This window comes from Bacillus sp. PPSBB_2 (genome assembly GCF_045291115.1).
In the GTDB taxonomy this organism is placed as follows: domain Bacteria; phylum Bacillota; class Bacilli; order Bacillales; family Bacillaceae_G; genus Bacillus_A; species Bacillus_A cereus.
The window spans coordinates 1,346,360-1,368,750 of the sequence record NZ_CP147983.1; the positions used below are offsets into that span (position 1 = coordinate 1,346,360).

The following is a 22,391-nucleotide window of genomic DNA, read 5'->3' on the forward strand; positions in this document are numbered from 1 at the left end:
GTTGCAAAACTAAAATAAATATGCAATGTTATGAATCAGAAAAACTAGCTGAACATGCAATAGATAGCGATTTTGACCATACCAACGTGGCTGTTCCAGCCCTTTATCTTTGAGATGACTAAACTGTTGTTCAATTTTTCCACGCTCTTTCATCAACTGTTTGCCAAAGGTAGTTTGTAGAAAATGAGACACTACACGACGATGTGTACTTTTGATTGGTCCGCTATTACGCGGGTTAATTGGATTGATCGCAAAGATATCACATGCTCCGGCAATTTCATGAATGTGCTGACTATCATAAGCGGCATCTGCAACGGAAAATAACACATTTTGGTTTTGTATATCCCGAAGCAATGCAGGAGCTATTTTACTATCATGTACATTTGCGGTTGTAAATGCATACGACAATATAACACCTTCTGGTGTAGAACAGACATGAGTTTTATATCCCTTATACCAACCATAGCGAGTAGATTTTCCCCATTTCGCTTGAGAATCATATAAACTACTCCGTAAGGCTGTACTATCAATTAAAACGCACGGAATTAACCCTAAATTCTTTTCTTGAAGAATTTGTTTATGAAGCAACGGAATTTCTTCGTTGCGAAACCAAGTGCCTACACGTGAAAAAGTAGATATATGAGGAACAAGCGAAAGGCCACAAGATACACGAAATGAAGGATATTGATGTAAAAAACGAGTTAACTTACGTAATGAATTGATCTGGAATACCGTTTTTATAAAAAAACATTTGAGTAAAGCTTTTCTACAGATGGGTGGGCGGCCTGTCATAGGCGGAACGCCTCCAATGGTTAAACTGTCTACGTAGGCAAATAAAATTTGTAAAATGGATTGATTTTGATCAAAATTGGTTATCATACTAGTAAATCCGTCCTTTCTGGAGATAGTTTTAGGATACTATCATTCTTCCAGGAAAACGGGTTTCTTTATGCATTCATTTTTGGATATTTATGAGTTTTGCAACACCCTCTATGTAATATCCCTTACCGTGAAAATGAACTATTAAAGAAGACGACGTTAATGATCTTTGGTGCGGTTTTACTTGTAGTGGTAGAGGTTATTGTTTGGTATATGTTGAGAAATTAAAAATCCTCCTAACATAGGAGGATTTTTTTTATGAGTGGATAATGATTTAAATATGAATAGCTGCTACTAAATGAATAGGAGATGAAATGTATGCCCCTAAAAAACTACGGTGTGTTAAAAGGTACAGTTATACAATCAAAGATTGGAAAAGGGAAAACACCTCATTATCAAGTTCATTTACAGGGCGAGACAGGAGTAGATTATCGTATTGCAATTAACGTAAAATCGCAAAGTTATCCGTCAGAAGTTTTATATTTTGCGAGTAACAATATTAGGTCAGAGGCGATTCATATTTTACCGACATTACCATTCGGTTTTACAGAAATAAAAAACAATGAACCGAAAGTAGCTTTAGATTATGTAAGAGGAAATCTATTTGACTCAAAACAAATGATTCCTTTGCCTCCCGAAAAAGCAGGAGCAGATAATGATTTAAATGAAAAAATAGAACGTTATATAAAACGAGCGATAGAAGAAAAAGCAATTATTTACGCATTTGGCGAAAGATGGGGACCAGAAGAAAATACACCAGATTCCTATTTTCATTTCAAACCAGGAAACGGTATACATGATATTCACATGAATCAAGGGAATGTAGAAAAATGGCAAGGTGATGATGGCATATGGCAAGACGGAGGAATACTCATTCACTTCGAGAAGGAAGAAGAATGGATTGGTATCTTTCTTGCATTCCAATCACAGTCATGGTGTACCGATGAAGAGGGGCATGCTCGTGTTCCGGTTGAGCATTGTGATTATAAGGGGAATAATTAATAAGAAGAGGGCGTTCAAAAAGAACGCCCTCTTCTTATTTTATAAAACCCAAAACTTACAAGTGTAGAAATACAAGAGAAAAGCAGTGCTACACTAGAAAACGCAATGAGATACATATTATATTTCATAACCTGTCCAAGTAGCTGGTTACTGTCGTATTGAAACAGTCCCGCGATGATGTTGAATAAAAATAAAACGATAAACATGACGATAACTCCGTCTATTGATCCTTTAATGTCTGGTTTACTTAAAGCGATATGTGCGGAAATGCAAATGGCGATAAATAAAAATAACCAAAAGGAAGGATTCAATAAATTACCGATTGTAAATAAGCTTTTCAATAATACAAACGTCGACAAGAGCATGTTTTGGATCATTTCTATATTAATAGAGGTAGAAGCAATCGTTTTTTCGAGAGTTGTATTAAATAAAAAATATGATTCTGGTACGAAATAGCGCATTAAAAGGATTAGTGCAGTAATACCAGAAATAATAGGCCCAATGCCGATGAAGAAATTCCCAATCCGTTGATACACACTTTTTTGATTGTATTGATGTTGTACGTAACCTAAAGCCCCTTGACTTGTATCTGTCGGGAAGAACTGCGTTGCTACAATCTTATGACGGAACAGCACGCACATAATGGCATGTCCAAGTTCGTGAATCGGAACACCAATCCAAGCCGTTAATAGGAATCCTTTTCTTCCGAAAGCTCTCGACCAATACATGCGTGTGAGAGATTCTAAATAGCCTAATAGAAATCCAATTACAATGATAACGCCAATTAAAGATAATAATTGGATTACGCTTGTAAGGAGTATTTGAAAAATTGAGTTTACCAATTCCATTGCCAGTCATCCAATCTGTTAAAAATATTATTTATTCTGTTTCATAATAGCATTTTTTTTCAAGATTACTAGCACATATATTTTCTTTCGGAAGAAGGATTTCAGAATCTTTTTCTTGTAGTCATGTTTTATGTCCAAAGTCATATATTGAACTTGTAACACCCTATATGGTATATGCTTAAGGAGGGATAAGAGAATGAAATGTCCGTCATGTCATACAGAAAATGCAGCGGAGGCAAAGTTTTGCGGGAATTGTGGACATTCGTTAACGGAAGAAGTAGTGGCAAGTAGTGGCCAAGAAGAAGGGCCGGAACAAGCACGTGCGGCACAAGCAAAGGAAGCTCGGCCAAATGAAACGGTAGAGCAAGCGAAACGGTTTGCGAGCGGCTATTTTCAATTTTTTAAACATGCATTACAAGCACCGACAGCGATTATGAAAAGCGGCGCTATTGAAGTGCGAAATGGAATTGTAAGTCTTGTTCTTATTTGTCTTTTAGGAGCATGTATTTTTTATAGAATGATGAGTGCAGCATCAGCAGTTACGAGAACATTTGCACCAGATATATCTACTCCCACGTTTTTTGGAGAATCTATAACGGTCTTTTTCTTTTTATTAATTTTAACTTTATTTGTCGGATTTATTATTTTTGTAAGTGGCAAGATGATGAAATCATCTTTTTCGTTTCTTGAAGTATTTGGTATATGGGGAACGATAGCGACGCCGGCTATTGTCATATTAGTCCTTTCTTTTCTTTTTAGTTTCTTATTAATCTTTTTCTTACCTATATTATTATCCGTAGCTGCAACTTATATAGGGATGAGTATAACTGTAGCCGTATTAAAGCTAGACAATGGCGGATTAGATCTCGTTTACACACTTATTATTGCAAATGTTTTAATTGGAATTGCAACGTTCATTGTACTTTGGTCTTACATTAGCACGATAATTCAAGCCTTAACACAGGGAATAACTGGCTTCTAATGAAAAGGTGGTTGACTGAATGAATGTATGTACAAAGTGCGGAGTTCAGTTTGAAGATGGTTTGCAATTTTGTCAAAACTGCGGGTCGAAGAGGGGACGTCCTGTAGTAAAGAAGAACATGAGCGGTGGTGCAAAAGTTGGCATTACACTGTTAGCGCTATTTGTTATAGTGATTATTGGATTGTATTTGTACGGATCGTCGTATTATACGCAGCTGGCACAAGTAGACCGGATGATTACGATTTTACAAGAGAGGGACGGAGAGAAATTAGCTGAGATCGTTACGGCAGATGATCCATCGGTTATGATAACGAGAGAGAGTGTAAAGCCCCTATTTTCATATATAAAAGAAAATCCATCTTACGTAAATGAATTAAAAGGATATTTGAGACAAGGTGAAAAACAACGGGACGGAATAGAAAGAGCTGATTTTTCATTAACGAAAGACGGAAAGTATTTCTTTATATTTGATCGATATAAATTGAAAGCGAAGACGTACTATACAACTTTGCTTACAAATGAAAAAGGCGTATCGTTAAAAATGAACGGAAAAGAAATTGATAAGACAGATGACAAAAGGTTTGAGAAGCAATATGGGCCATTTCTTCCGGGAAATCAAGTGTTTCAATCAGATTATAAAAATGACTATGTAAAATTATCTCGTGAGGAAAAGGTTGTACTTATGAAACAGAGCCAAAATAACGTAACGATAGATTTAACGTTGCAAGGTCAATATATTACAGTTCAAACGAACGCGCCGGGTGCAACATTGTACGTAAATCAAAAACCGGTTACAGCGCTGGCAGGAGAAGAAATTACATGGGGGCCAGTAGCGACTGATGGAAGTGCGACGATTTATTTAGAACGAAATGGAGAAAGCGGACGGGAAACGACACAAGTAGAGACGGTAACGGCACTTTCGTCTTATAATCTTCCATTCCAAAAGAAAAGTACAGAAAAAACAGTTGTTTATAATGTTACTCCAACGCCCGCGACTGGGTATGTATATAATGGTTTCATCTTTCCTGATAGTGATATTCGAAAATTAACGAGCGCAGATTTAACATATTTATCGAAAGAGCAGTTGAAAATTGCTAGAAATGAAATATATGCAAGGCATGGACATATTTTTCAAACGAAAGATATGCAAGCGTATTTTGCAAAACAGTCTTGGTATAGAGAAAATCCTTATTTTAAAGGAAAGTTAACAGATATCGAAACTTATAATATTGAACTAATCAAATCAAGAGAATAGAACACAGGAAAAAAGGTACAGTGCATAACTGTACCTTTTTATGGTTTTTTATCTGAACCAGGATCCCTTGAGAAAAAGATATGAAAGAGAAATGTGACTTTACTTGCTCCTCCTGATGTACTTGCTTGCACATCAGATAAACCATTAGATGTTAAAACACCTTCAGAATGAGGGGGTACGACTATTTTGAGATTATCATCTGATTCTGATGATGCAGTAACTGTTATTGTATCATCAGATAAGTTCAAAATTTTTACAGTGCCGATTGGTAAGATGGACTTGCCAGCGTGTGATGCTGAAGCGAAGCGAGAGCCTTTCCAAATCGTTTGTGGGAAAGTCTCATCATTAGATAACCAAGCACGAGCACTATAGATGGTTGCGTTAATAGAGAATTCTTGATCAAGCGACAAGGCGGGTTTTGGTTCTTTCGGTTCCTCTGGAGTTTGAGCGAGAAGGCCGGCGCACATGTATGTTTCACCTACTTTCAATTGTTACTGTTATAGCATATTAAACATATTGTTTATAAGACACGACAGTTACCTATTCAAGCATAGGTTTGTGCACAAAATTTGAAGATGGAATTCTCTTTCTTTACAATGGAAGTAGGTGTTATTTCTATAAAATATGGAAAACGTAAAGAGTATGTAAAAAAAGAAGGAGTGGTAAAGTGAACTATGTCATTATTGGCGGAGATGCAGCTGGTATGAGTGCAGCGATGCAAATTGTTAGAAACGATGAAAATGCAAATGTTGTAACTTTAGAAAAAGGTGAAATTTATTCATACGCTCAGTGTGGATTACCGTATGTCATTAGTGGTGCTATCGCTTCAACTGAAAAGTTAATCGCGCGTAACGTAAAGACGTTTCGTGAGAAATATGGAATTGATGCGAAAGTGCGTCATGAAGTAACGAAAGTAGATACGGAAAAGAAAATGGTGTACGCAGAGCATACGAAGACGAAAGATGTCTTTGAATTTCCGTACGATCGATTATTAATTGCGACTGGAGTGCGTCCTGTTATGCCAGAATGGGAAGGACGGGAATTACAAGGCGTTCATCTTTTAAAAACAATTCCTGATGCTGAGCGCATATTAAAAACGCTAGAAACGAATAAAGTTGAAGATGTAACGATTATTGGCGGTGGTGCCATTGGACTTGAGATGGCAGAAACATTCGTCGAACTTGGTAAGAAAGTAAGAATGATTGAGCGAAATGATCATATCGGTACGATTTATGATGCAGATATGGCAGAGTACATACATAAAGAAGCAGATAAACATCATATTGAAATTTTAACGAATGAAAATGTAAAAGCATTCAAAGGGAATGAACGAGTAGAAGCAGTTGAAACGGATAAAGGTACGTATAAAGCGGATCTTGTTTTAGTATCTGTCGGAGTGAAGCCAAATACTGATTTTCTTGAAGGGACAAATATACGTAAGAATCATAAAGGGGCAATTGAAGTAAATGCATATATGCAAACGAATGTGCAAGACGTATATGCAGCTGGTGATTGCGCAACACATTACCACGTTATAAAGGAAATTCATGATCATATCCCGCTCGGAACGACTGCCAATAAACAAGGGCGACTTGCTGGACTGAACATGCTGGATAAACGAAGAGCCTTTAAAGGTACGTTAGGTACAGGTATTATTAAATTTATGGATTTGACGCTTGCAAGAACAGGATTAAATGAAAAAGAAGCGAAAGGGCTACACATCCCGTATAAAACAGTTAAAGTAGATTCTACAAATATGGCGGGCTATTATCCAAATGCAAAACCACTTTACTTGAAATTATTATATCGATCCGATACGAAACAATTATTGGGCGGGCAAGTAATTGGAGAAGAAGGCGTAGATAAACGGATTGATGTGATTGCAATGGCACTTTTCAATAAAATGAGTATTCACGATTTAGAAGATGTCGACTTAAGTTATGCACCACCATATAACAGCGTTTGGGACCCAATTCAGCAAGCGGCAAGGAGAGCGGAATAGCACTTTTTAAAGTGCTATTTTTTTTACAATGAGGGAGTAAATAAAGTTTCACTTTATTTTGAATATACCCTTTCCCCTTGAAAACATATTACGTATCGCTTATATTTTCATATAGTATTTATTTTTTAAACGAAGCAATGAATGAACCAGGGGGCGCAGTATGGCAATTAACATGAAAACAATCGAAGAATGGATTGCTGAATCAAATGCAAGACATGAAGAAGACTTTGGACACGTTGTGGAAGAAATGAAAGAAGTATGTGTCGGACTTGATAACGCGACATTAATTTATACGAAAAATGTATTTTGTTTCGGTAAAAAAGTAGAAGTATTTTTCTTCTTCCAAGACCATGTCGTGATTGGACAAGAAAAAGACGAATATATTGAGATTGAAAAATTAAAGTATGATGACATTACAAATAGTAACTTAAAAACAAATGACAAAAATACTACGTTAGAATTAAAGTTTGCTAACGGACAATCTATCAATTTAGATAGTTTAAATGATAACTACGGTACGAAAAATTGGTTATTTGCTAGACAAATTAAGAGTATTTTTAAGTTAATCTAGTAAAAAAGCACGCCGATAGACGGCGTGCTTCTAACAATGCAAAGCCCCTTTTAACCAATTCCGCGCTCGATATGCCCCAACTGGAACTTGAATAAGAGATGTTTCATTCCCAGCATCTATTCCGTACAATTGATCACATGAATTTGTATCAAAACTAAGTAAAGGATGCCCGCCCATCCCCATCGCGGTCGCTGCAAAAACGAGTTTATGAACGAGTATACCTGCTTCCATTTGATGGATACGGTACCCTCTATAGCCTAATGCATTTGTATAATAATCTTTCTTTCCGACTACATGTAGGCAAAGTGGTACTTGAAAAAGGTTTACGTTATCCATCGTCATACTAGACTGAAGTGGGTAGCGAAGGTCTCCATATCGAATTGGTTGTATGGAATGTGTTTTACTGTTATAAGCGTAAGCTCCGTTTTCAATATTTTTCACGTTATAAAAACATCCATATAAGGAGACGCGTGTATTTTTATTTGTATACTTACCATCAAGGTCGTTGTAATAGGGGAAGGAGAGGCTCGCTTCTTGTAGTAAAGTAGCGAGCTCAGCTGCATCCCATTTCGTTAAAGTAAAGTCAGCATCAGGGGAATACCGTTTTCTGCAAAGTTGCAAGAAATCATAAGATAAACGCTCTACTTTCGGCAGTTGTACAGCATACTCATGATGTTGATAGTGCTCTTCATGAGCAAGTGTTTGGAAGTGTGCTGTCGATTCGATTATAGAAGCCTCATTTATTTTTGTTATCATCGGATATTCATCTACATGTTTTGAGCGAACGAAATGTTCATGTGCGAGCGGCGGAATTTGTTGCAACAACTCATGAGAAGTAACTGTTTTATTTTCACGGTAATCATTGTGAAACCAATTAGTTTCTGGCTCTGTACTTAAAGGAATAACGGCATACACACTTTCTTCACCTTCTGACAATCCGAGTAAATGGTTCAGTGCACGGTCTAGAAATTGAAAGTATACGCCGTTCGTATAACCGAACTGATTTGCACATTCTAGTAATTGTCCAATGAGAACCCCGCTATCTAATCCTTGAAGTCGATATGAAAAGTTATTGTATTTAAAGAAGTTTTTCCAAAACATAGTGGATACGAATGCAGCACCGAAACAATCCTGTATGTTACAGCGATTACCGAGTGCGTCTGCTAAATAAGAATCGAAATTTCCTTCGCGAAGTAAAATAAGTCGGTGATGCGCGGCGTCATAATGGTAAATGCCGTCTGGATAATCGTCAATCTTTAAATAGATATACAATTCATTCGGGTATAAGGCACCGCCTGAAGGAATGGATCTACGTAATACATTTCTCTCGCTATTTAGCTGACATAATTGTGTTACACCAAATGAATACCAAAGGTAGTAACCAATCTCATTTAGAGTAGGTGTAGTAGAAGAGTTCGATAAAGATAACGGGATTTCTAAGGAGAGCGGGATGGTAGGTACATTTCGATATAATTTATAAGGAAGCGGTGCGTCTTTCCAGTCCACCTCATGATTTGGCATAATTTCATCGATAGAGAAATGGAGATGATGTAAAAAAGTATCTAGCTGCATGAAATCCCTCCTTTACTATGGAAACGGATGTGGATGTGGATTTAATCTTTCATTTGTTAAAGGTTCGTCTGTATATCCAAGTGTCATCGGTACGGTATATACCCGGTCCAGTCCTGTAACCCGAGTAAGATGGTGCCCGAACGTCATCGGTAACATACCTGGAATAATAACTTTTACACAGTGTAGTCCGTTCTTTTCTATAAGGGGAACGGTTTGATCTACAACGATTACTTCAAGGTCAGATTGATGCAAACGATTTAAAAGTTGGTGGAGATCGGATGTTAAATCCATATCAAATGATTGTGATACATTCATTTCTTGGAACGTTTGCACCGGTGCATCTTCTCGTAAAAGGAAGTGAAGACGTTCTTCCGTTTCTTTCAATCCGTACAGCATACTATGGTCTTCCATTTTATTAACGAAATAAGGATCTTGTAAGCACTTTTCGTAGTATTCTCTTTTGTGCTCGAGCTCATCGTCTGTTATAAGTAACATGCCTGCTATTTCTTGAATAGCGCTTTTTAAGGCTCGAATAGGATCTAAATGAGCGCCTCCCGCACAAACAACGTTCATTCCTTTTTCACGCGTATTTTTTGCAATTACCCATAAGCTCGGGATGCCGTGTTCCATCGTCGCGTTAAAAGCGTGTAATTCATATCCGGTAATCGTACGTAACCGCTGGATCATTAATTGTAATTCTGTATCATTTGCTGAATTAAGATCAAGGCGGGGAAGAGGTAATTCGGCATACCAAGTGAGTAAGAAGGCATCACGCTCTACAATTTCTAAAATGCCGTGAAAAATCGCTTCTTCTAAACTACCGCCAATTGCACATCCATTTGATGTTTCATACACGAAAGCGTCTCGATGACCGAGGCTATAATAAGCAATTGATTCAGGAACTAAAAGCGGTCTGTTTTGTGATAAAGAATATCCCCATACCCAGTTTTGCTCATAATCAGGATCAAACGGTTTAAATGGAAAATTATCACGATTGTAATGTTCATTTGTATGTACACCGAGCGAGAGGGGATTTAGTGCATGTTCCTCTAAATCATGAAAACTACCATGCACATTTGTCTTTTTCCCGCGAGGCGACATACCGCAATATCGTTCTAAACCTTCTAAAATAGCAGTTGCTTCACTCACTGCAAATGAATGGGTTCGGCCTGCAACACCTTCATTTCCAAACATCAATGGCATGTTTATAATGACGTCAGCGAATGGTAATACAGAATGCTGCATTTTGCCGTTCAACATACCGACCCGATAATCTAAATAGTCTCTCGTTAAAAATGTGTTTAATTCATGAATGGAACGGCAGCGATACGTTTCGGTGCTTACTTTTAAACTCGGTTGTAAAGAAACTTCCGCCGCATCCGCAGTATCATCAGGTAAATTACTACATACAGGACAGAGAGGATCTGGAAGAAAAGAATGCCGCGTACATTGTAATGTTTGTAAGTTTAGTAAAATAAGTTCATTTTCTAAAGAAGAATGGTTATGAGTTAATATTTTTTCTGTTTCTGCGCAAATAAGATGGCACATTTGTAACATTCCATTTTGGGTGGCACGTACATCACGCCTCGTTACATTATCTGCTTTAAAGGCATATTTCCGCTGTAGTTCCCACATTTCTTTTTGATCAAAGCCAGCGATAAAACGGCGTCCATCAGAACAATGGGAACATCCGGGCGTAAGAGGATGAATGTAAGGACCGATAATACCTTCGCCAAATGAAGTAAAACCACGTAACCACGGAATATGATTTGACCGAAAAATTAGCTCAGCGTCATGATGAATAGTAGAAGGAGATCCGTCATGTAATACGAGAGCGAGATGAATATTTTCAGGAAGTTCTTCTGTAAGGGTATGCTGACGAATGATGGAATATTGTTTGCATAATTGATCATGTACATAGTCTGCAAGAAGGCCATCCCCTATAAGTAATATATTTTGAGTCATAGACCGTCCTCCTTTGCAATTAATACCCCATACACACCGTCTAAGTTTTCTTTCAAAAATGGTTCGATTGCTAAATCAAACACGAAGGGATAAAAATTATGTTCTTCTAAATGCTGTAAGGCAAGCTGTAAAGATTGCACACTTGGAATTTCTTCTTCCGCTTGTATTTCCACTCTAAAAGAATCCGTGTCATATAAAATAATAGATGATTCAGGCAAGATATTAGCTCTGTAAGGAGTCTCTTCACTTTGAATGTGGAGCAGTGATAGTTGTAGTGCGCTTCGTAACGCTAACGTCATATTAATATTAGATGCACCGTACCATCTATCATTTATACCAATCCAAATGACTGGAAAACTGAGAATCTCTTCACTCATTGCAATTTTAGGTGTTTCATGAATTGTAGCAAGAGCATCGTAATAAAATCTACAATGTTTATCGTGAATATCAGTTAAATCAATCGTTGTAAGTTCTTCTAGCATATGTGACTGCCGCTCATACAGTTTATTGTTTAAATGTTGTTGTAGTGCCCGGTAAAATCCTTCTGTCATCGTTTCTCCAGCACCGATACCGATATCGTTATGTTCAGGAATAAGGCGGTGAATGATTTCTGCTACATATGTTTCAATTCCTGTTAAACCGGCTTCTCGGCGTGCTTCATTATGAGTCAATCCACTGCAAGTCATAAGAGGCAGAAGGGGAGCTGGGCCATCTGATAGTGGAGTGGCTACTTGAATATAGCACTGTGATAACGGTAATTGATATGAATCTTGTTCATCCCATACATGGAATATACCGGCTTCTTTAGAAGTTAATGAGTCGAAAAAGCGGAATACATCAGTTGAAGTATGTTGGTTCGACCGATGCTCAAGTTTTTCAGAAAGATTTTCTATCGTATCAATTGTAAAACTTTCATCAGTTGCAAGAGGGTGTTTTATAAAAGGATGCCACGTTCCTTCAAGTGTTTCATAGTTTAATAAAAAGAATTGTGATTCTTTTTCACGATATGAATCATCCGCGACATGTTTAAACAATTCAAAAACGATTACATTTGCTAACATGGCAGATGTAATTTGTGAGAAGGAATCCGATGAATTTTCATTTTGCAAAGTCGTTTCATGTAGTCGATGCCATGCGGATTCCCAGCATTCATCACGGTTTTCCATTACGACAGGTCCAGCTATACCGAGTGTTGATAAACAAATAGCTGGTATAAAATTCTTTTTCGTTTCTCTACAAATAGTGTGAACTGTTTTTAAACCGTCAATGTCTCCGTTTTGAGAAACATATAAAATCCAATCAAAAGGTTCGAATACTTCATGCAAGGGACGGTCAATTGTAGTATCGATTTCTTGAAGGAGTACACTGTTATCAACTTCATATGCACGTTCTATTAGCTCATGTATTCTGTCATAGTTTGTTTCATCCCGATCTGTAACGAGGTAATAAAATGTAGGTAAACCAGATTCTAATAAAGAAGAAACTAAGGAAGTGAGCATATCCCCAGAACCAAGTACAAGGACATTTGCTCCGCGGTACGTTTCGAATTTTAAAGCACCTGAATGAGAATCGGCTTCTAAAAATTCAATTTGCGAAGCATATCTGTCGAGTAATGTACTGTTTAATTCATGAGGTGCATCTTGATTTGCATCACGAACGAAACCATTTTCATATAAAATCTCTCCAATTTCAAATACACGGTTTTGATAGGGGAGAGGGAGGCCATCGGTTATTTCGGCTAAAGAATAATTCCCGTTAAACATTGGCATTAATTTTTCAATCCAGTCATAAATTCCATCACCGTCCATACGAAATGAACTGGCGTTATTTCGAAAATAGACACCCCCGTTTGAATCGGGGAGGAAGAAAGTATCCTTATTTACTTTAAGTTTTGCATGAATTGGAAGGTTATTCATTTTAATCCTCCTTACGTTTAGGCATACATTATTACCTTATGTCATGAAATTTGTCCCGTATGAACACAATAAAAAAAGGCTGTAGAATGAATCATTCTACAGCCTTTAATAGATTTTTAATCTATCAACCTTCTAATAATAATGACTTTGGATCTTCAAGCATATCTTTAACAGCAACAAGGAAGCTAACTGCTTCTTTACCATCAACAATGCGGTGATCGTAAGATAAAGCAATGTACATCATTGGGCGGTTTTCCATACGCTCGTTATCAATTGCAACTGGGCGTACTTGGATTTTATGCATTCCTAAAATACCAACTTGAGGGCTATTTAGGATCGGTGTTGACATTAGAGAACCGAATACACCACCGTTTGTAATTGTAAATGTACCACCTTGTAGTTCTTTTAATGAAAGTTTGTTATCGCGTGCTTTTTTACCTAATTCACGAATTTCGCTTTCGATTTCAGCGAAGTTTAATTGGTTAGCATCGCGTACAACTGGAACAACTAATCCATCTGGAGCTGCTACTGCAATACCGATATCATAGAATTTTTTAATGATAAGCTCGTCACCTTGAATTTCAGCATTTAATAATGGGAATTGTTTTAATGCTGCAACAACTGCTTTTGTGAAGAATGACATGAAGCCAAGACGTACATCATGTTTTTTCTCGAAAGCATCTTTGCGTTCTTTACGTAATTCCATGATCGCACTCATATCAACTTCGTTAAATGTTGTTAACATTGCAGATGTTTGTTGAACTTCTACAAGACGTTTTGCAATTGTTTGACGGCGGCGGGACATTTTCACGCGCTCAACTGGTTTTTCGAATTCCGTTTTTGCAACTGGAGCAGGAGCTGGACTCTTTGGAGCAGCTGGTGCTTCTTTTGGTGCTGCAGCATGAGCTTGTACATCATGTGGTCTCACGCGTCCAAGTGGATCTGTACTACGTACGTCGTTTAAGTCGATTCCTAATTCACGAGCCATCTTTCTAGCAGCTGGTGATGCGATAGGACGGTTTGTATTTGGTAACCCTTGTAGTGTTGCAGTTTGCTCAGCACTTGGTGCCGCAGCTTTCGGTGCTTCAGCTGTTTCTTGTTTTGGTTGCTCAGCCACTGGTGCAGGTGTACTTACTGCAACTGGTGCTCCATTAGCATCTAAAATTGCGATAGTTGCGCCAACTTCAACTGTATCCCCAGGTTCGCCTAGTAACTTCGATACAATACCTGAATCTTCTGCAATGATTTCTACATTGACTTTATCAGTTTCAAGCTCAACAACGCTGCCACCTTTCTCAACTTTGTCGCCTACGTTGATAAGCCATTGTGAAATAGTTCCTTCAGTAATAGATTCTGCAAGCTCAGGTACTTTAATTTCGATCATTTTAAATGTCCTCCCCTTATTTGCCTAACGGTGTATTTTTTCTTCTTTTGTCTTCGGTAATCTCCATTTGTTAGCCTGGCCTTGGGCAGAATATCTGCCCAAGGAACAAGCTAGAAACCTTCATTGTTACTTTTTAGTTGCTGTAAACTTCAATTTCTTGTTTATCTTGACGGAAGTTATACTTCACATCTAAAGCATGTGCAACAATTAGTTCTTGCTCAGCTTTGTGAGCGAATGGATCGCCGCCAGATGGACTAGAGCGATCAGGACGTCCAATGTAGCCTGTTTTCACTTTATCTCCAGCAAGTTCGAACAGAATTGGAGCCATGTAATGCCATGCACCCATATTACGAGGTTCTTCTTGAACCCAAATGATTTCTTCTAAGTTTTTAAAGCGTTTAATAATAGATTGAACTTTCTCAGCAGGGAATGGGTACAATTGCTCAATACGAACGACATGAACTTCGTCTAAGTTGTACTCATGTTTACCAGACTCGATTTCTGCTGCTAAGTCAATCGCCATTTTACCTGTGCTTAAAACAAGACGTTTTACTTTATTTGGTTTCATGCCAAGGTTTTCTTGTTCTAAAGCAGGTTGGAAACGTCCTTCGCTTAACTGACTAGCAGTTGAAAGCGTAAGTGGGTGACGTAATAAACTCTTCGGCGTCATCAATACTAATGGTCGAACAGCTTCTGTTCCTAAGATAGATGCTTGACGACGCAGGATATGGAAGTATTGTGCCGCACTCGTTAAGTTTGCAACTGTCCAGTTATTCTCAGCAGCTAACTGTAAGAAACGCTCTGGACGTGCACTAGAGTGCTCTGGTCCTTGACCTTCATAACCGTGTGGTAATAGGAGAACTAAGCCAGATTTTTGACCCCATTTTGCTCTTCCAGCTGAAACATATTGATCAAATAATGCTTGCGCAGTATTTGAGAAGTCACCATATTGCGCTTCCCACATAACAAGAGTTTCTGGAGCGAATACGTTATAACCATATTCGTAACCAACAACAGCGGCCTCTGATAACGGACTGTTATGAACAGAGAACGATGCATTAATGTTTGGTAAGCGATGCAATGGTGAATATGTTTCGTTTGTATCAGTATCGTGTAATACGATATGACGGTGTGCGAATGTACCACGCTGTGAATCTTGACCAGTTAAACGAATTGGCGTACCTTCTTGTAAAATAGAAGCGAATGCTAACGATTCAGCAAGTGCCCATTCAATTTTACCATTTTCTTCAAGAGCATCTTTACGGCGCTCAAGAATTTTCTTCACTTTCGGATATACGTTAAAGCCTTCTGGCCAAGATAGTAGACCTTCATTAATTGCACGAAGTGAGTCAAGCTCAACACCAGTATCAATTGGCTGAATACCTTTTGCAACAACATCTGGCACTTTAACGTGAATTGTTGCGTCGCTCGTATCAGCTGGTGGTACTTGTGCATAGTCAGATTTTAATTGCTCTTGTATAAACTGTGTAATTGTTTCAATTTCATCTGCATTTAGAACACCAGCAGCTTGTAATTGATCTGCATAAATTGCCCTTACAGTTGGATGGTTTTTAATTTTTTTGTACACTTGTGGTTGCGTAACTGCTGGATCATCCATTTCGTTATGACCGTAGCGGCGGTAACCAATTAAATCGATTAAGAAATCTTTTTTGAACAACATGCGATATTGAATTGCAAGGTTAGCAGCTGCAAGACAAGCTTCCGGATCATCAGCGTTCACGTGAACAATCGGAATATCGAAACCTTTTGCAAGGTCACTAGAATATTTCGTAGAACGAGAATCATAGCTGTCAGTCGTAAAACCAACTGCATTGTTTGCGATAACATGAATCGTTCCGCCTGTTTGATACGCGTTCAATCTGCTTAAGTTGAGTGTCTCAGATACAATACCTTGACCAGGGAATGCAGCATCACCATGAACTAAAATTACGAATGATTTTGAAGTATCTTGATCTGGAAGACCAGATTTTTTACGATTCTCTTGAGCAGCACGTGCGAAACCTTTTACTACAGGATTCACGAACTCAAGATGACTCGGGTTATTTGCTAATGTCACGCGAGTGCTAACTTCTTCGTTACTAACGACTTGTTCTCTACCTAGGTGGTATTTCACATCGCCAGTCCAGCCAGAATTAGCCACTGCGCCTTCTATTTTGGCATGTTTGAACTCAGCAAACATGTGGCTATATGGTTTTTCTAATACGTGAGCAAGTACGCTTAGGCGACCGCGGTGAGCCATACCAATCATGACATCCTCAACGCCGTTTTTAGCACCTTCTAGAACAATTTCATCTAAAACAGGTACAAGCATATCAACGCCCTCGATAGAGAAACGTTTTTGCCCAACGAATGTTTTATGCAAGAATTGCTCGAAACCTTCAACAGCTGTTAAACGTTTTAAAAGAGCAGTTCGTTTTTTATTTGATAGTGGTTGACGCAATGAATTTGATTCCACCATTTGATGCAACCACGCGCGTTCTTCACTATCTTGTATATGAGAAAATTCATAAGCTAAAGATTTTGTATAAACGTCTTTTAATCTATGAATTACATCAAGTGCAGTGTGAATACCTTCTGGTGCATCTTGCCATACTGTTTTCGCTGGAATCGCTTTCAAGTCAGCATCGCTCAGTTCGCTCATTGCTTTCTCAAGAAGAGATTGTCCATTTGCAGCATCTTCCATCGGGTTGATGTGAGCCAACGTGTGCCCGAAAGAACGAATCTGCTCAACTAGTTGAACGACTTTAAGAATTTTTTCAATGTTACCTGTGTTTTGAGGAGAAAAATGTGTTGCTGTGTTGTCCCCTGTTACGACATCATCTTGAAACGAAGGAGCTCCAAAAATTTCAAAAAGCTCTTGTAATTCCGGATCAACAGAACCTGCTCCAGTTACGTAAAGATCATACTGTTCAATAACATAACCAAGGTTCGGACCGTGGAACTTGGCCCAAGGGTTTGTCGTTGTATTCTTCCTCGTCATTTGTTTAAACCTCCCAATGCATATAATCCTTTTCCATACAAAGGTGCATTTTGCTCTTTTTCAATAAGTAATGAATCAATAATCAATGTAAATGTTTTCTTTACTCTTATGTTATTACAATAATTTACATAATACCAAACACTATTACTTATCTGTTTTGTAAAAAAACATTCACAATAACTTATCACCCAAGTTAATCTTTCATGTTATAAATTAATTTTACAGAAAAATGGGGTGGATATATTTGGTATGCCTATACTAATAGCTATAATTGTTGCATTTAAATATAGGTATAATAGTTAGAATGTTTCGATAAAATCAGTTTGAATTATGTATATTGAAATAATAAGCGCTTTCATAGATATTATACAACAATATAACGGAATATAGTATAAAAAATAAAAAATTATGAATTTATCGTAAACTTTATTTAGATAGTGTTAAATATTGAAAGGAAAGTGAAGGATTTCTACAAAAAAAGTTGCTAAACATAAAAAATGCTCCATAAACAGTTAGTTTCTATAAATATGACGAAAAACACCGTAAAACAAATAACGTATTTCGTGAAATAAAGAAATAAATGAAATATTTTAAAAGGATAAAACAAATATGGAGATATTAAATTTTAAAAAAAGAAGTGAGGAGATATAGTAACAGTTATTTACAGTGTTCCGTGTTTCGCTTCAAAATAGACGTGCTGAAATTGAAAAAAGTTTCTTCTATATAAATAGCGTGAATAATAATCAAAATATATGTAAAGGGAACTTGACGTAAAGTTTCCTTTACATATATACTCGGTATATGGAAGGAGGGAGAAATTTCCTTGGAAAATAAAATGGTCGAATACCGAAAAAAATTTGGACTATCTCAAGAAAAGTTGGCTGAGAAACTTGGAGTTTCCAGACAAACCATTATCTCAATTGAAAAAGGGAAATACGATCCATCACTTCCGCTAGCATTTGAAATAGCGAAAACATTTCAGACAACGATAGAACATGTATTTATTTATGAAGGAAAAGAAGAGGGGGAATAGGGATGAATTATTCACAAAAGTACTTTGTAATTATGGGGATTATTTTTCTATTTATGAGTGGATTTATGATATTAACAGGTATAATGACGCATTCTGCACCGCCAACCATAACGTATCCATTGCTTGGGATTATGATTATGAGTTTCTGTCTAAGCTACTTGCACCCGCAATTTAAAGAAAAAGACGAGCGAATGAAACTTATTCGTTATAAGGGAATGTTTGTAACCTTTTTTGCATTAACGGCATATTATCTTCTTTTCTCTATCGGCTTAAACTTAAAAATACTTACACTTTCTGCTACTGAATTATTAAATATACTTATGGCACTTACAATGAGTACAGTTTTTATCTCATTTGTTGTTTTATCAAAAAGATATTAAGATGGAAGAGAGAAAGGAAGATTAACATATGCAAATGATGTATGCTTTTGGCATTGGGCTTGTATTATTTTTAGCTGTATTCTTATTTATTCGTAAAGACGTTCAAGGCGGGACGTTAACGAAACGAGGATTTTATAAATTAATCGCCTGTTTAGTTGTTATGCTTATAGCGATTATTGTAATGATCGTTTTAATAAGTCAGTCACTATAGAATGTAAAAACGGAACCTTACTTCGGTAAGGTTTTTCTTTATTATTCAACCTAAAAAATACCATTAAATCCATTTATTGTAAATAACTTATGTTATATAATCCAATGAAATGATAGATAAGGAGTGTAGTATATGAATAAAAAAACTATCTTCTATTTATTAACTTGTCTACTACTTGTAGCTAGTACTCCTTATATAATATGTAACAAAAGAGAACAAGTGCCACCTATATTAGTATGGGACGAACAAGAATATTATGTTACGAATGAACCTGCCAAAGTAGAAGAAGTTGGGCGAAAACTTGGCGAAGTAACAAGGGAAATTAAAACAAGTAAAAACCTACTAAAAATAGAGAATCTAATACATTACAAGAGAAAACAGAAGTATTCACAATGATTGAGGAAGAAAAAAGTGAATATCCGCCTTTAATCATAAAGGAAGCTTATAGTGATGAATATAGGGTAGTGAGGCCGATGTCGAAGCAGGTATTGTGATGAAAAGGAGAATCTTTTGTAGACAGTAATTTAGTATTCGTGGTCGTTAAGAAAAATATTTGTCTTTTCCTCCTATCGGTGCCGTTTACATTTTGATGAATAGAGGAGCAATGCAAAAGAGAGATTTCATTTTATATTTATTATTTACTGCTATTAATATATCGCTTTGGTTATCGTTTATGATTTTTGATTGGAGTATGTGGATGGTAGTAGGGCATTATTTGTTTGGAGCAGTTGTTATTGTTTTTTCGAATATGAATAAGAGCTAAGCCAGCAACCTTAAAGTTGCTGGTTTTTATTTTGCTATTTATAATGAAGAAACAAATTTTTAATAGAGAGTAGTGGGCGTTATGAGATGGAAAGAGGGAACGTTTGAAAAAATAGACACGAATGACTCATCTGTTGAGCAACTTATAAACACGTTTAAGGAACAAAACTTAATTGGTGGAACAATAATAAGCTGTTTTAAAGTGCATAACGAAAATTTTTTTAAAGAAATACCACATTCGAAAGATGGACATGAGCACTTCTTTAGAAGAATCTTCAACTCTTTAGACATAATCAATAACTTAGAAGAGTTAAAAATACATACATCAGACAAATATAAGTTTCGTTTTAAAGAGCAGCTGGCAGTTATGCTTGATGGTAGCATTGCTGCGCAAATTTTGTGGGGCGGAGCATATGAAGGGTTTAAGGAACGACCAGTTATCGCAAAACAATTAGCAGTCAATGTATGTCAATATATGTTCCAAGATCGATACGAAGATATTAAAGTGTTCGAAAGCTATCGCCCTTGGACAGATTGGTTTTACAATGTTGCGTGGGATGTTACTTGGATGGTGTTAGATAGTAGGGAACAGAAAATGTGGTTCATTTGTGCTACGGATACAGATTGATAGAAGAGGGCCTTGTAGGAATGCTGCAAGGCCCTTTATCTTTTGGGAATTAATAGAAAACGAATCATATAAATGCTATACTAAAAAATGTTTGTAATGTCAGTTTCATAATATTGTATGATGCTGACTTACTAGAAAAGATAAGAGGAGAATGAGCGTGCAAAAGATAAAGAAATTATTGCTATTAATGATGGTAGTAGGATTAACAGCAGGTGTTTTAGCAGGGTGTGCAAATCCGAAAGATACTACAGAAGAATTTTTAACAGCGATACAAAAAGGTGATATAGAAAAAGCTCGTACATTTGTTGAGAGTGACAAGGAATTTAATAAACTAAATGAAAAAACAGATGATGCTGAGGCAAAAGCAATGCTAAGTGCAATTACAAAGAACTTTAAATTTGAAAAGCTAGAAGAAGTATCGAAAAAGGATGACAAAGCAGAAGTGAAAGTGAAAATTACATCTGCTGATCTATCCGTTGCTGTAACAAAAGCAGTGGGAGAAGTTATGCCAATGGCCTTCGCTAGCGCATTTAGCGAAGACAAAGAACAATCTGAAAAAGCGATCGAAAAAACAATGACCTCAACTATCATCAAAAACTTAACGGATAAAGATGCAGCAATGGCAACTCGCGAAGTTACATTGAACTTAAAGAAAGACAAAGATGGCGACTATAAAATCGTTGCTGACGATAACTTGAAAGAAGTATTGTTTGCCAATGCAAAGTCTTTGGAGAAGATGTTTGGTGGGAAGTAATTGAATGAGATAAAAAAGAGACACTATATCACGTAGAAGGTTGATATGGTGTCTCTTTTTTATATGACCCCGGAGAGGCTCGAACTCACGACCTCCACCCTGTCAAGGTGGCGCTCTCCCTGCTGAGCTACGGGATCCCAACTATAAATGTTACCATCAGCAATGTATTTTCATTTCATTCGTGTAATCGGAGGATTTGTACAATTTGTTGGGTATTGTAACATTTGATGTATTCCTATAATAGCAACAAACTTTAATGGTGTAAAGATGTAATTTTCTGAATATTTATATTCTAATTTTTGTATAAAAAAATAAGCCCCGAAGAGCTTATTTTAATAATAATATCAACGCAATTATCAATGATATTTTCAAAAATACAATCATAAATAATGGAGCTTGTTCATAAGCTATCGTCCTGTAACTGTCATTCCTGCTGTGTAAATTGTATCAATAGAACCGTCAGCGCCTTTTATTTCGACTTTATAACGATATGTTCCATCCTCATAAATATCATCGCCATATCCTGTGAAAGTTGCAATTTCATCATTGCTTCCAGCTGGGACCCATTGATTTTGCCAACGGAAGTTGGTTTCAAATTCTCCCCATCTATCGCCATATTTCTTTTCAAGGCTGACATTGTAATGAATTTCTTCAGCTCGGTCATTTGTAATTCTTGCAATTACGCTGTTACCAAAAGTAACTTGTGTAGAGTGTACCTGAACTGTAACACCGTTCACCGTTTCACCAGGACCACAAATGTAATGACAACCATCCCATTCGTCAGCATGTGCTTTTGGTGTTTCAATGTTCATAACCGTTAAACCGCCTAAAGCTAAAGCTCCTGTTAATAATACTTTACTAAATGTTTTCACTTGAAATTCCCCCTAAGTATATTCTCAATTCGTTCCATAGATATCACATTAAGTAGTTTTATAACATTAATCTAATCGAACGCTTTTTTTCTCGAGTGTATTCGCTATGAATCTTTCATCTTGTAGTAATCTAACCTCTACATATAATTTCATAGTTTTGATTCCATATATGTATCATGATTTACATAGAGCAAATCTGTTAATACGTTTTGGTTATTTGCTTATCCCACTACTCTTTATTACCTTTTATTGGTAAAAAGTTGATTTTATTATATACCATTATTATCTATTTACAAGAGAAAACAATACTGTATGCAAAAATGCATAATAAAAAACACTACTTGTATTCTGAATTACAGAATACAAGTAGTGTT

19 protein-coding genes, 1 tRNA gene and 2 pseudogenes are annotated in these 22,391 nt (G+C 36.8%); 12 read left to right on the forward strand and 10 right to left on the reverse strand.

All coding sequences use genetic code 11. The features are described from left to right. Nucleotides 1-9: 9 nt before the first annotated feature. Complete coding sequence (locus V6946_RS06705; RefSeq protein ID WP_023520903.1) at nucleotides 10-879, reverse strand: ISNCY family transposase; 870 nt, start codon at nucleotides 877-879, stop codon at nucleotides 10-12. 318 nt (nucleotides 880-1,197) lie between these two features. Between V6946_RS06705 and V6946_RS06710 the strand changes: the two genes are divergently transcribed. Continuing rightward, nucleotides 1,198-1,881 (forward strand): DUF2278 family protein, encoded by a 684-nt coding sequence (locus tag V6946_RS06710; RefSeq protein ID WP_001128608.1) that lies wholly within the window; start codon nucleotides 1,198-1,200, stop codon nucleotides 1,879-1,881. 14 nt (nucleotides 1,882-1,895) lie between these two features. On the opposite strand, the gene V6946_RS06715 is transcribed toward V6946_RS06710, so the two are convergent. After that, complete coding sequence (locus V6946_RS06715; RefSeq protein WP_000424525.1) at nucleotides 1,896-2,729, reverse strand: hypothetical protein; 834 nt, start codon at nucleotides 2,727-2,729, stop codon at nucleotides 1,896-1,898. 196 nt (nucleotides 2,730-2,925) lie between these two features. Here V6946_RS06715 and V6946_RS06720 point away from each other — a divergent pair, with 196 nt between their 5' ends. Beyond that, nucleotides 2,926-3,711, forward strand: coding sequence for a zinc ribbon domain-containing protein (locus tag V6946_RS06720; protein WP_366981407.1), 786 nt, complete (start codon nucleotides 2,926-2,928; stop codon nucleotides 3,709-3,711). 19 nt (nucleotides 3,712-3,730) lie between these two features. Beyond that, on the forward strand, nucleotides 3,731-4,966 hold the full coding sequence (locus V6946_RS06725) for a TcaA 3rd/4th domain-containing protein (protein WP_001099934.1): 1,236 nt from the start codon (nucleotides 3,731-3,733) through the stop codon (nucleotides 4,964-4,966). Between the two features lie 38 nt (nucleotides 4,967-5,004). Here V6946_RS06725 and V6946_RS06730 read toward each other — a convergent pair whose 3' ends face one another. After that, complete coding sequence (locus V6946_RS06730) at nucleotides 5,005-5,433, reverse strand: hypothetical protein (RefSeq protein WP_000332414.1); 429 nt, start codon at nucleotides 5,431-5,433, stop codon at nucleotides 5,005-5,007. Nucleotides 5,434-5,633: 200 nt separating this feature from the next. On the opposite strand from V6946_RS06730, the gene V6946_RS06735 reads away from it, so the two are divergent. Beyond that, nucleotides 5,634-6,968 (forward strand): CoA-disulfide reductase, encoded by a 1,335-nt coding sequence (locus V6946_RS06735; RefSeq protein WP_001110231.1) that lies wholly within the window; start codon nucleotides 5,634-5,636, stop codon nucleotides 6,966-6,968. Between the two features lie 160 nt (nucleotides 6,969-7,128). Then, complete coding sequence (locus tag V6946_RS06740; RefSeq protein WP_000996781.1) at nucleotides 7,129-7,539, forward strand: DUF3908 family protein; 411 nt, start codon at nucleotides 7,129-7,131, stop codon at nucleotides 7,537-7,539. Between the two features lie 30 nt (nucleotides 7,540-7,569). On the opposite strand, the gene V6946_RS06745 is transcribed toward V6946_RS06740, so the two are convergent. From V6946_RS06745 to odhA, 5 genes are all read right to left on the reverse strand, one after another. Continuing rightward, on the reverse strand, nucleotides 7,570-9,111 hold the full coding sequence (locus tag V6946_RS06745; protein ID WP_006916767.1) for a SagB family peptide dehydrogenase: 1,542 nt from the start codon (nucleotides 9,109-9,111) through the stop codon (nucleotides 7,570-7,572). Between the two features lie 15 nt (nucleotides 9,112-9,126). Further along, the gene (locus tag V6946_RS06750; RefSeq protein ID WP_406622273.1) at nucleotides 9,127-11,076 is read right to left on the reverse strand and encodes a TOMM precursor leader peptide-binding protein; all 1,950 of its coding nucleotides are present in this window, start codon (nucleotides 11,074-11,076) and stop codon (nucleotides 9,127-9,129) included. Next, nucleotides 11,073-12,992: a putative thiazole-containing bacteriocin maturation protein gene (locus V6946_RS06755; protein ID WP_001061566.1), complete on the reverse strand. Its 1,920-nt coding sequence runs from the start codon at nucleotides 12,990-12,992 to the stop codon at nucleotides 11,073-11,075. The genes V6946_RS06750 and V6946_RS06755 overlap by 4 nt, the downstream gene beginning before the upstream one ends. Nucleotides 12,993-13,116: 124 nt before the next feature. Continuing rightward, nucleotides 13,117-14,376, reverse strand: coding sequence for a 2-oxoglutarate dehydrogenase complex dihydrolipoyllysine-residue succinyltransferase (gene odhB, locus V6946_RS06760; RefSeq protein WP_000569922.1), 1,260 nt, complete (start codon nucleotides 14,374-14,376; stop codon nucleotides 13,117-13,119). Nucleotides 14,377-14,509: 133 nt separating this feature from the next. Next, nucleotides 14,510-17,377 carry a 2-oxoglutarate dehydrogenase E1 component gene (gene odhA / locus V6946_RS06765; protein ID WP_006916763.1) on the reverse strand — a complete coding sequence of 956 codons (2,868 nt, stop codon included), beginning with the start codon at nucleotides 17,375-17,377 and terminating at the stop codon, nucleotides 14,510-14,512. Nucleotides 17,378-18,200: 823 nt separating this feature from the next. On the opposite strand from odhA, the gene V6946_RS06770 reads away from it, so the two are divergent. The 7 genes and pseudogenes from V6946_RS06770 (at nucleotide 18,201) to V6946_RS06800 (ending at nucleotide 21,145) form a co-directional block, all read left to right on the forward strand. Then, nucleotides 18,201-18,410 carry a helix-turn-helix transcriptional regulator gene (locus V6946_RS06770; protein WP_000428506.1) on the forward strand — a complete coding sequence of 70 codons (210 nt, stop codon included), beginning with the start codon at nucleotides 18,201-18,203 and terminating at the stop codon, nucleotides 18,408-18,410. A gap of 2 nt (nucleotides 18,411-18,412) precedes the next feature. Beyond that, nucleotides 18,413-18,790, forward strand: a complete 378-nt coding sequence (locus V6946_RS06775; RefSeq protein ID WP_006916750.1) for a hypothetical protein — start codon at nucleotides 18,413-18,415, stop codon at nucleotides 18,788-18,790. Nucleotides 18,791-18,818: 28 nt separating this feature from the next. Further along, on the forward strand, nucleotides 18,819-19,001 hold the full coding sequence (locus V6946_RS06780) for a DUF3976 domain-containing protein (RefSeq protein ID WP_001178291.1): 183 nt from the start codon (nucleotides 18,819-18,821) through the stop codon (nucleotides 18,999-19,001). Nucleotides 19,002-19,133: 132 nt separating this feature from the next. Continuing rightward, nucleotides 19,134-19,495, forward strand: a pseudogene (locus tag V6946_RS06785) (hypothetical protein). Nucleotides 19,496-19,550: 55 nt separating this feature from the next. Then, a pseudogene (locus V6946_RS06790) lies at nucleotides 19,551-19,764 on the forward strand (hypothetical protein). Between the two features lie 81 nt (nucleotides 19,765-19,845). Next, nucleotides 19,846-20,391 carry a hypothetical protein gene (locus tag V6946_RS06795; protein ID WP_366981409.1) on the forward strand — a complete coding sequence of 182 codons (546 nt, stop codon included), beginning with the start codon at nucleotides 19,846-19,848 and terminating at the stop codon, nucleotides 20,389-20,391. Between the two features lie 157 nt (nucleotides 20,392-20,548). Then, the gene (locus V6946_RS06800; RefSeq protein ID WP_001169480.1) at nucleotides 20,549-21,145 is read left to right on the forward strand and encodes a hypothetical protein; all 597 of its coding nucleotides are present in this window, start codon (nucleotides 20,549-20,551) and stop codon (nucleotides 21,143-21,145) included. Nucleotides 21,146-21,209: 64 nt separating this feature from the next. On the opposite strand, the gene V6946_RS06805 is transcribed toward V6946_RS06800, so the two are convergent. Next, nucleotides 21,210-21,282, reverse strand: a tRNA-Val gene (locus V6946_RS06805). A gap of 270 nt (nucleotides 21,283-21,552) precedes the next feature. Continuing rightward, nucleotides 21,553-22,017 carry a hypothetical protein gene (locus V6946_RS06810; RefSeq protein WP_000847516.1) on the reverse strand — a complete coding sequence of 155 codons (465 nt, stop codon included), beginning with the start codon at nucleotides 22,015-22,017 and terminating at the stop codon, nucleotides 21,553-21,555. Nucleotides 22,018-22,391: the final 374 nt, after the last annotated feature.

What these genes read in the sequence shown, in the direction of transcription:
- V6946_RS06725 (WP_001099934.1), top strand. Translation starts at nt 3,731, where the DNA reads ATGAATGTATGTACAAAGTGCGGAGTTCAGTTTGAAGATGGTTTGCAA.
- V6946_RS06745 (WP_006916767.1), bottom strand. Translation starts at nt 9,111, where the DNA reads ATGCAGCTAGATACTTTTTTACATCATCTCCATTTCTCTATCGATGAA.
- V6946_RS06775 (WP_006916750.1), top strand. Translation starts at nt 18,413, where the DNA reads ATGAATTATTCACAAAAGTACTTTGTAATTATGGGGATTATTTTTCTA.
- V6946_RS06720 (WP_366981407.1), top strand. Translation starts at nt 2,926, where the DNA reads ATGAAATGTCCGTCATGTCATACAGAAAATGCAGCGGAGGCAAAGTTT.
- V6946_RS06715 (WP_000424525.1), bottom strand. Translation starts at nt 2,729, where the DNA reads ATGGAATTGGTAAACTCAATTTTTCAAATACTCCTTACAAGCGTAATC.
- V6946_RS06740 (WP_000996781.1), top strand. Translation starts at nt 7,129, where the DNA reads ATGGCAATTAACATGAAAACAATCGAAGAATGGATTGCTGAATCAAAT.
- V6946_RS06780 (WP_001178291.1), top strand. Translation starts at nt 18,819, where the DNA reads ATGCAAATGATGTATGCTTTTGGCATTGGGCTTGTATTATTTTTAGCT.
- V6946_RS06730 (WP_000332414.1), bottom strand. Translation starts at nt 5,433, where the DNA reads ATGTGCGCCGGCCTTCTCGCTCAAACTCCAGAGGAACCGAAAGAACCA.
- odhB (WP_000569922.1), bottom strand. Translation starts at nt 14,376, where the DNA reads ATGATCGAAATTAAAGTACCTGAGCTTGCAGAATCTATTACTGAAGGA.
- odhA (WP_006916763.1), bottom strand. Translation starts at nt 17,377, where the DNA reads ATGACGAGGAAGAATACAACGACAAACCCTTGGGCCAAGTTCCACGGT.
- V6946_RS06710 (WP_001128608.1), top strand. Translation starts at nt 1,198, where the DNA reads ATGCCCCTAAAAAACTACGGTGTGTTAAAAGGTACAGTTATACAATCA.
- V6946_RS06795 (WP_366981409.1), top strand. Translation starts at nt 19,846, where the DNA reads ATGAGATGGAAAGAGGGAACGTTTGAAAAAATAGACACGAATGACTCA.
- V6946_RS06705 (WP_023520903.1), bottom strand. Translation starts at nt 879, where the DNA reads ATGATAACCAATTTTGATCAAAATCAATCCATTTTACAAATTTTATTT.
- V6946_RS06750 (WP_406622273.1), bottom strand. Translation starts at nt 11,076, where the DNA reads ATGACTCAAAATATATTACTTATAGGGGATGGCCTTCTTGCAGACTAT.
- V6946_RS06755 (WP_001061566.1), bottom strand. Translation starts at nt 12,992, where the DNA reads ATGAATAACCTTCCAATTCATGCAAAACTTAAAGTAAATAAGGATACT.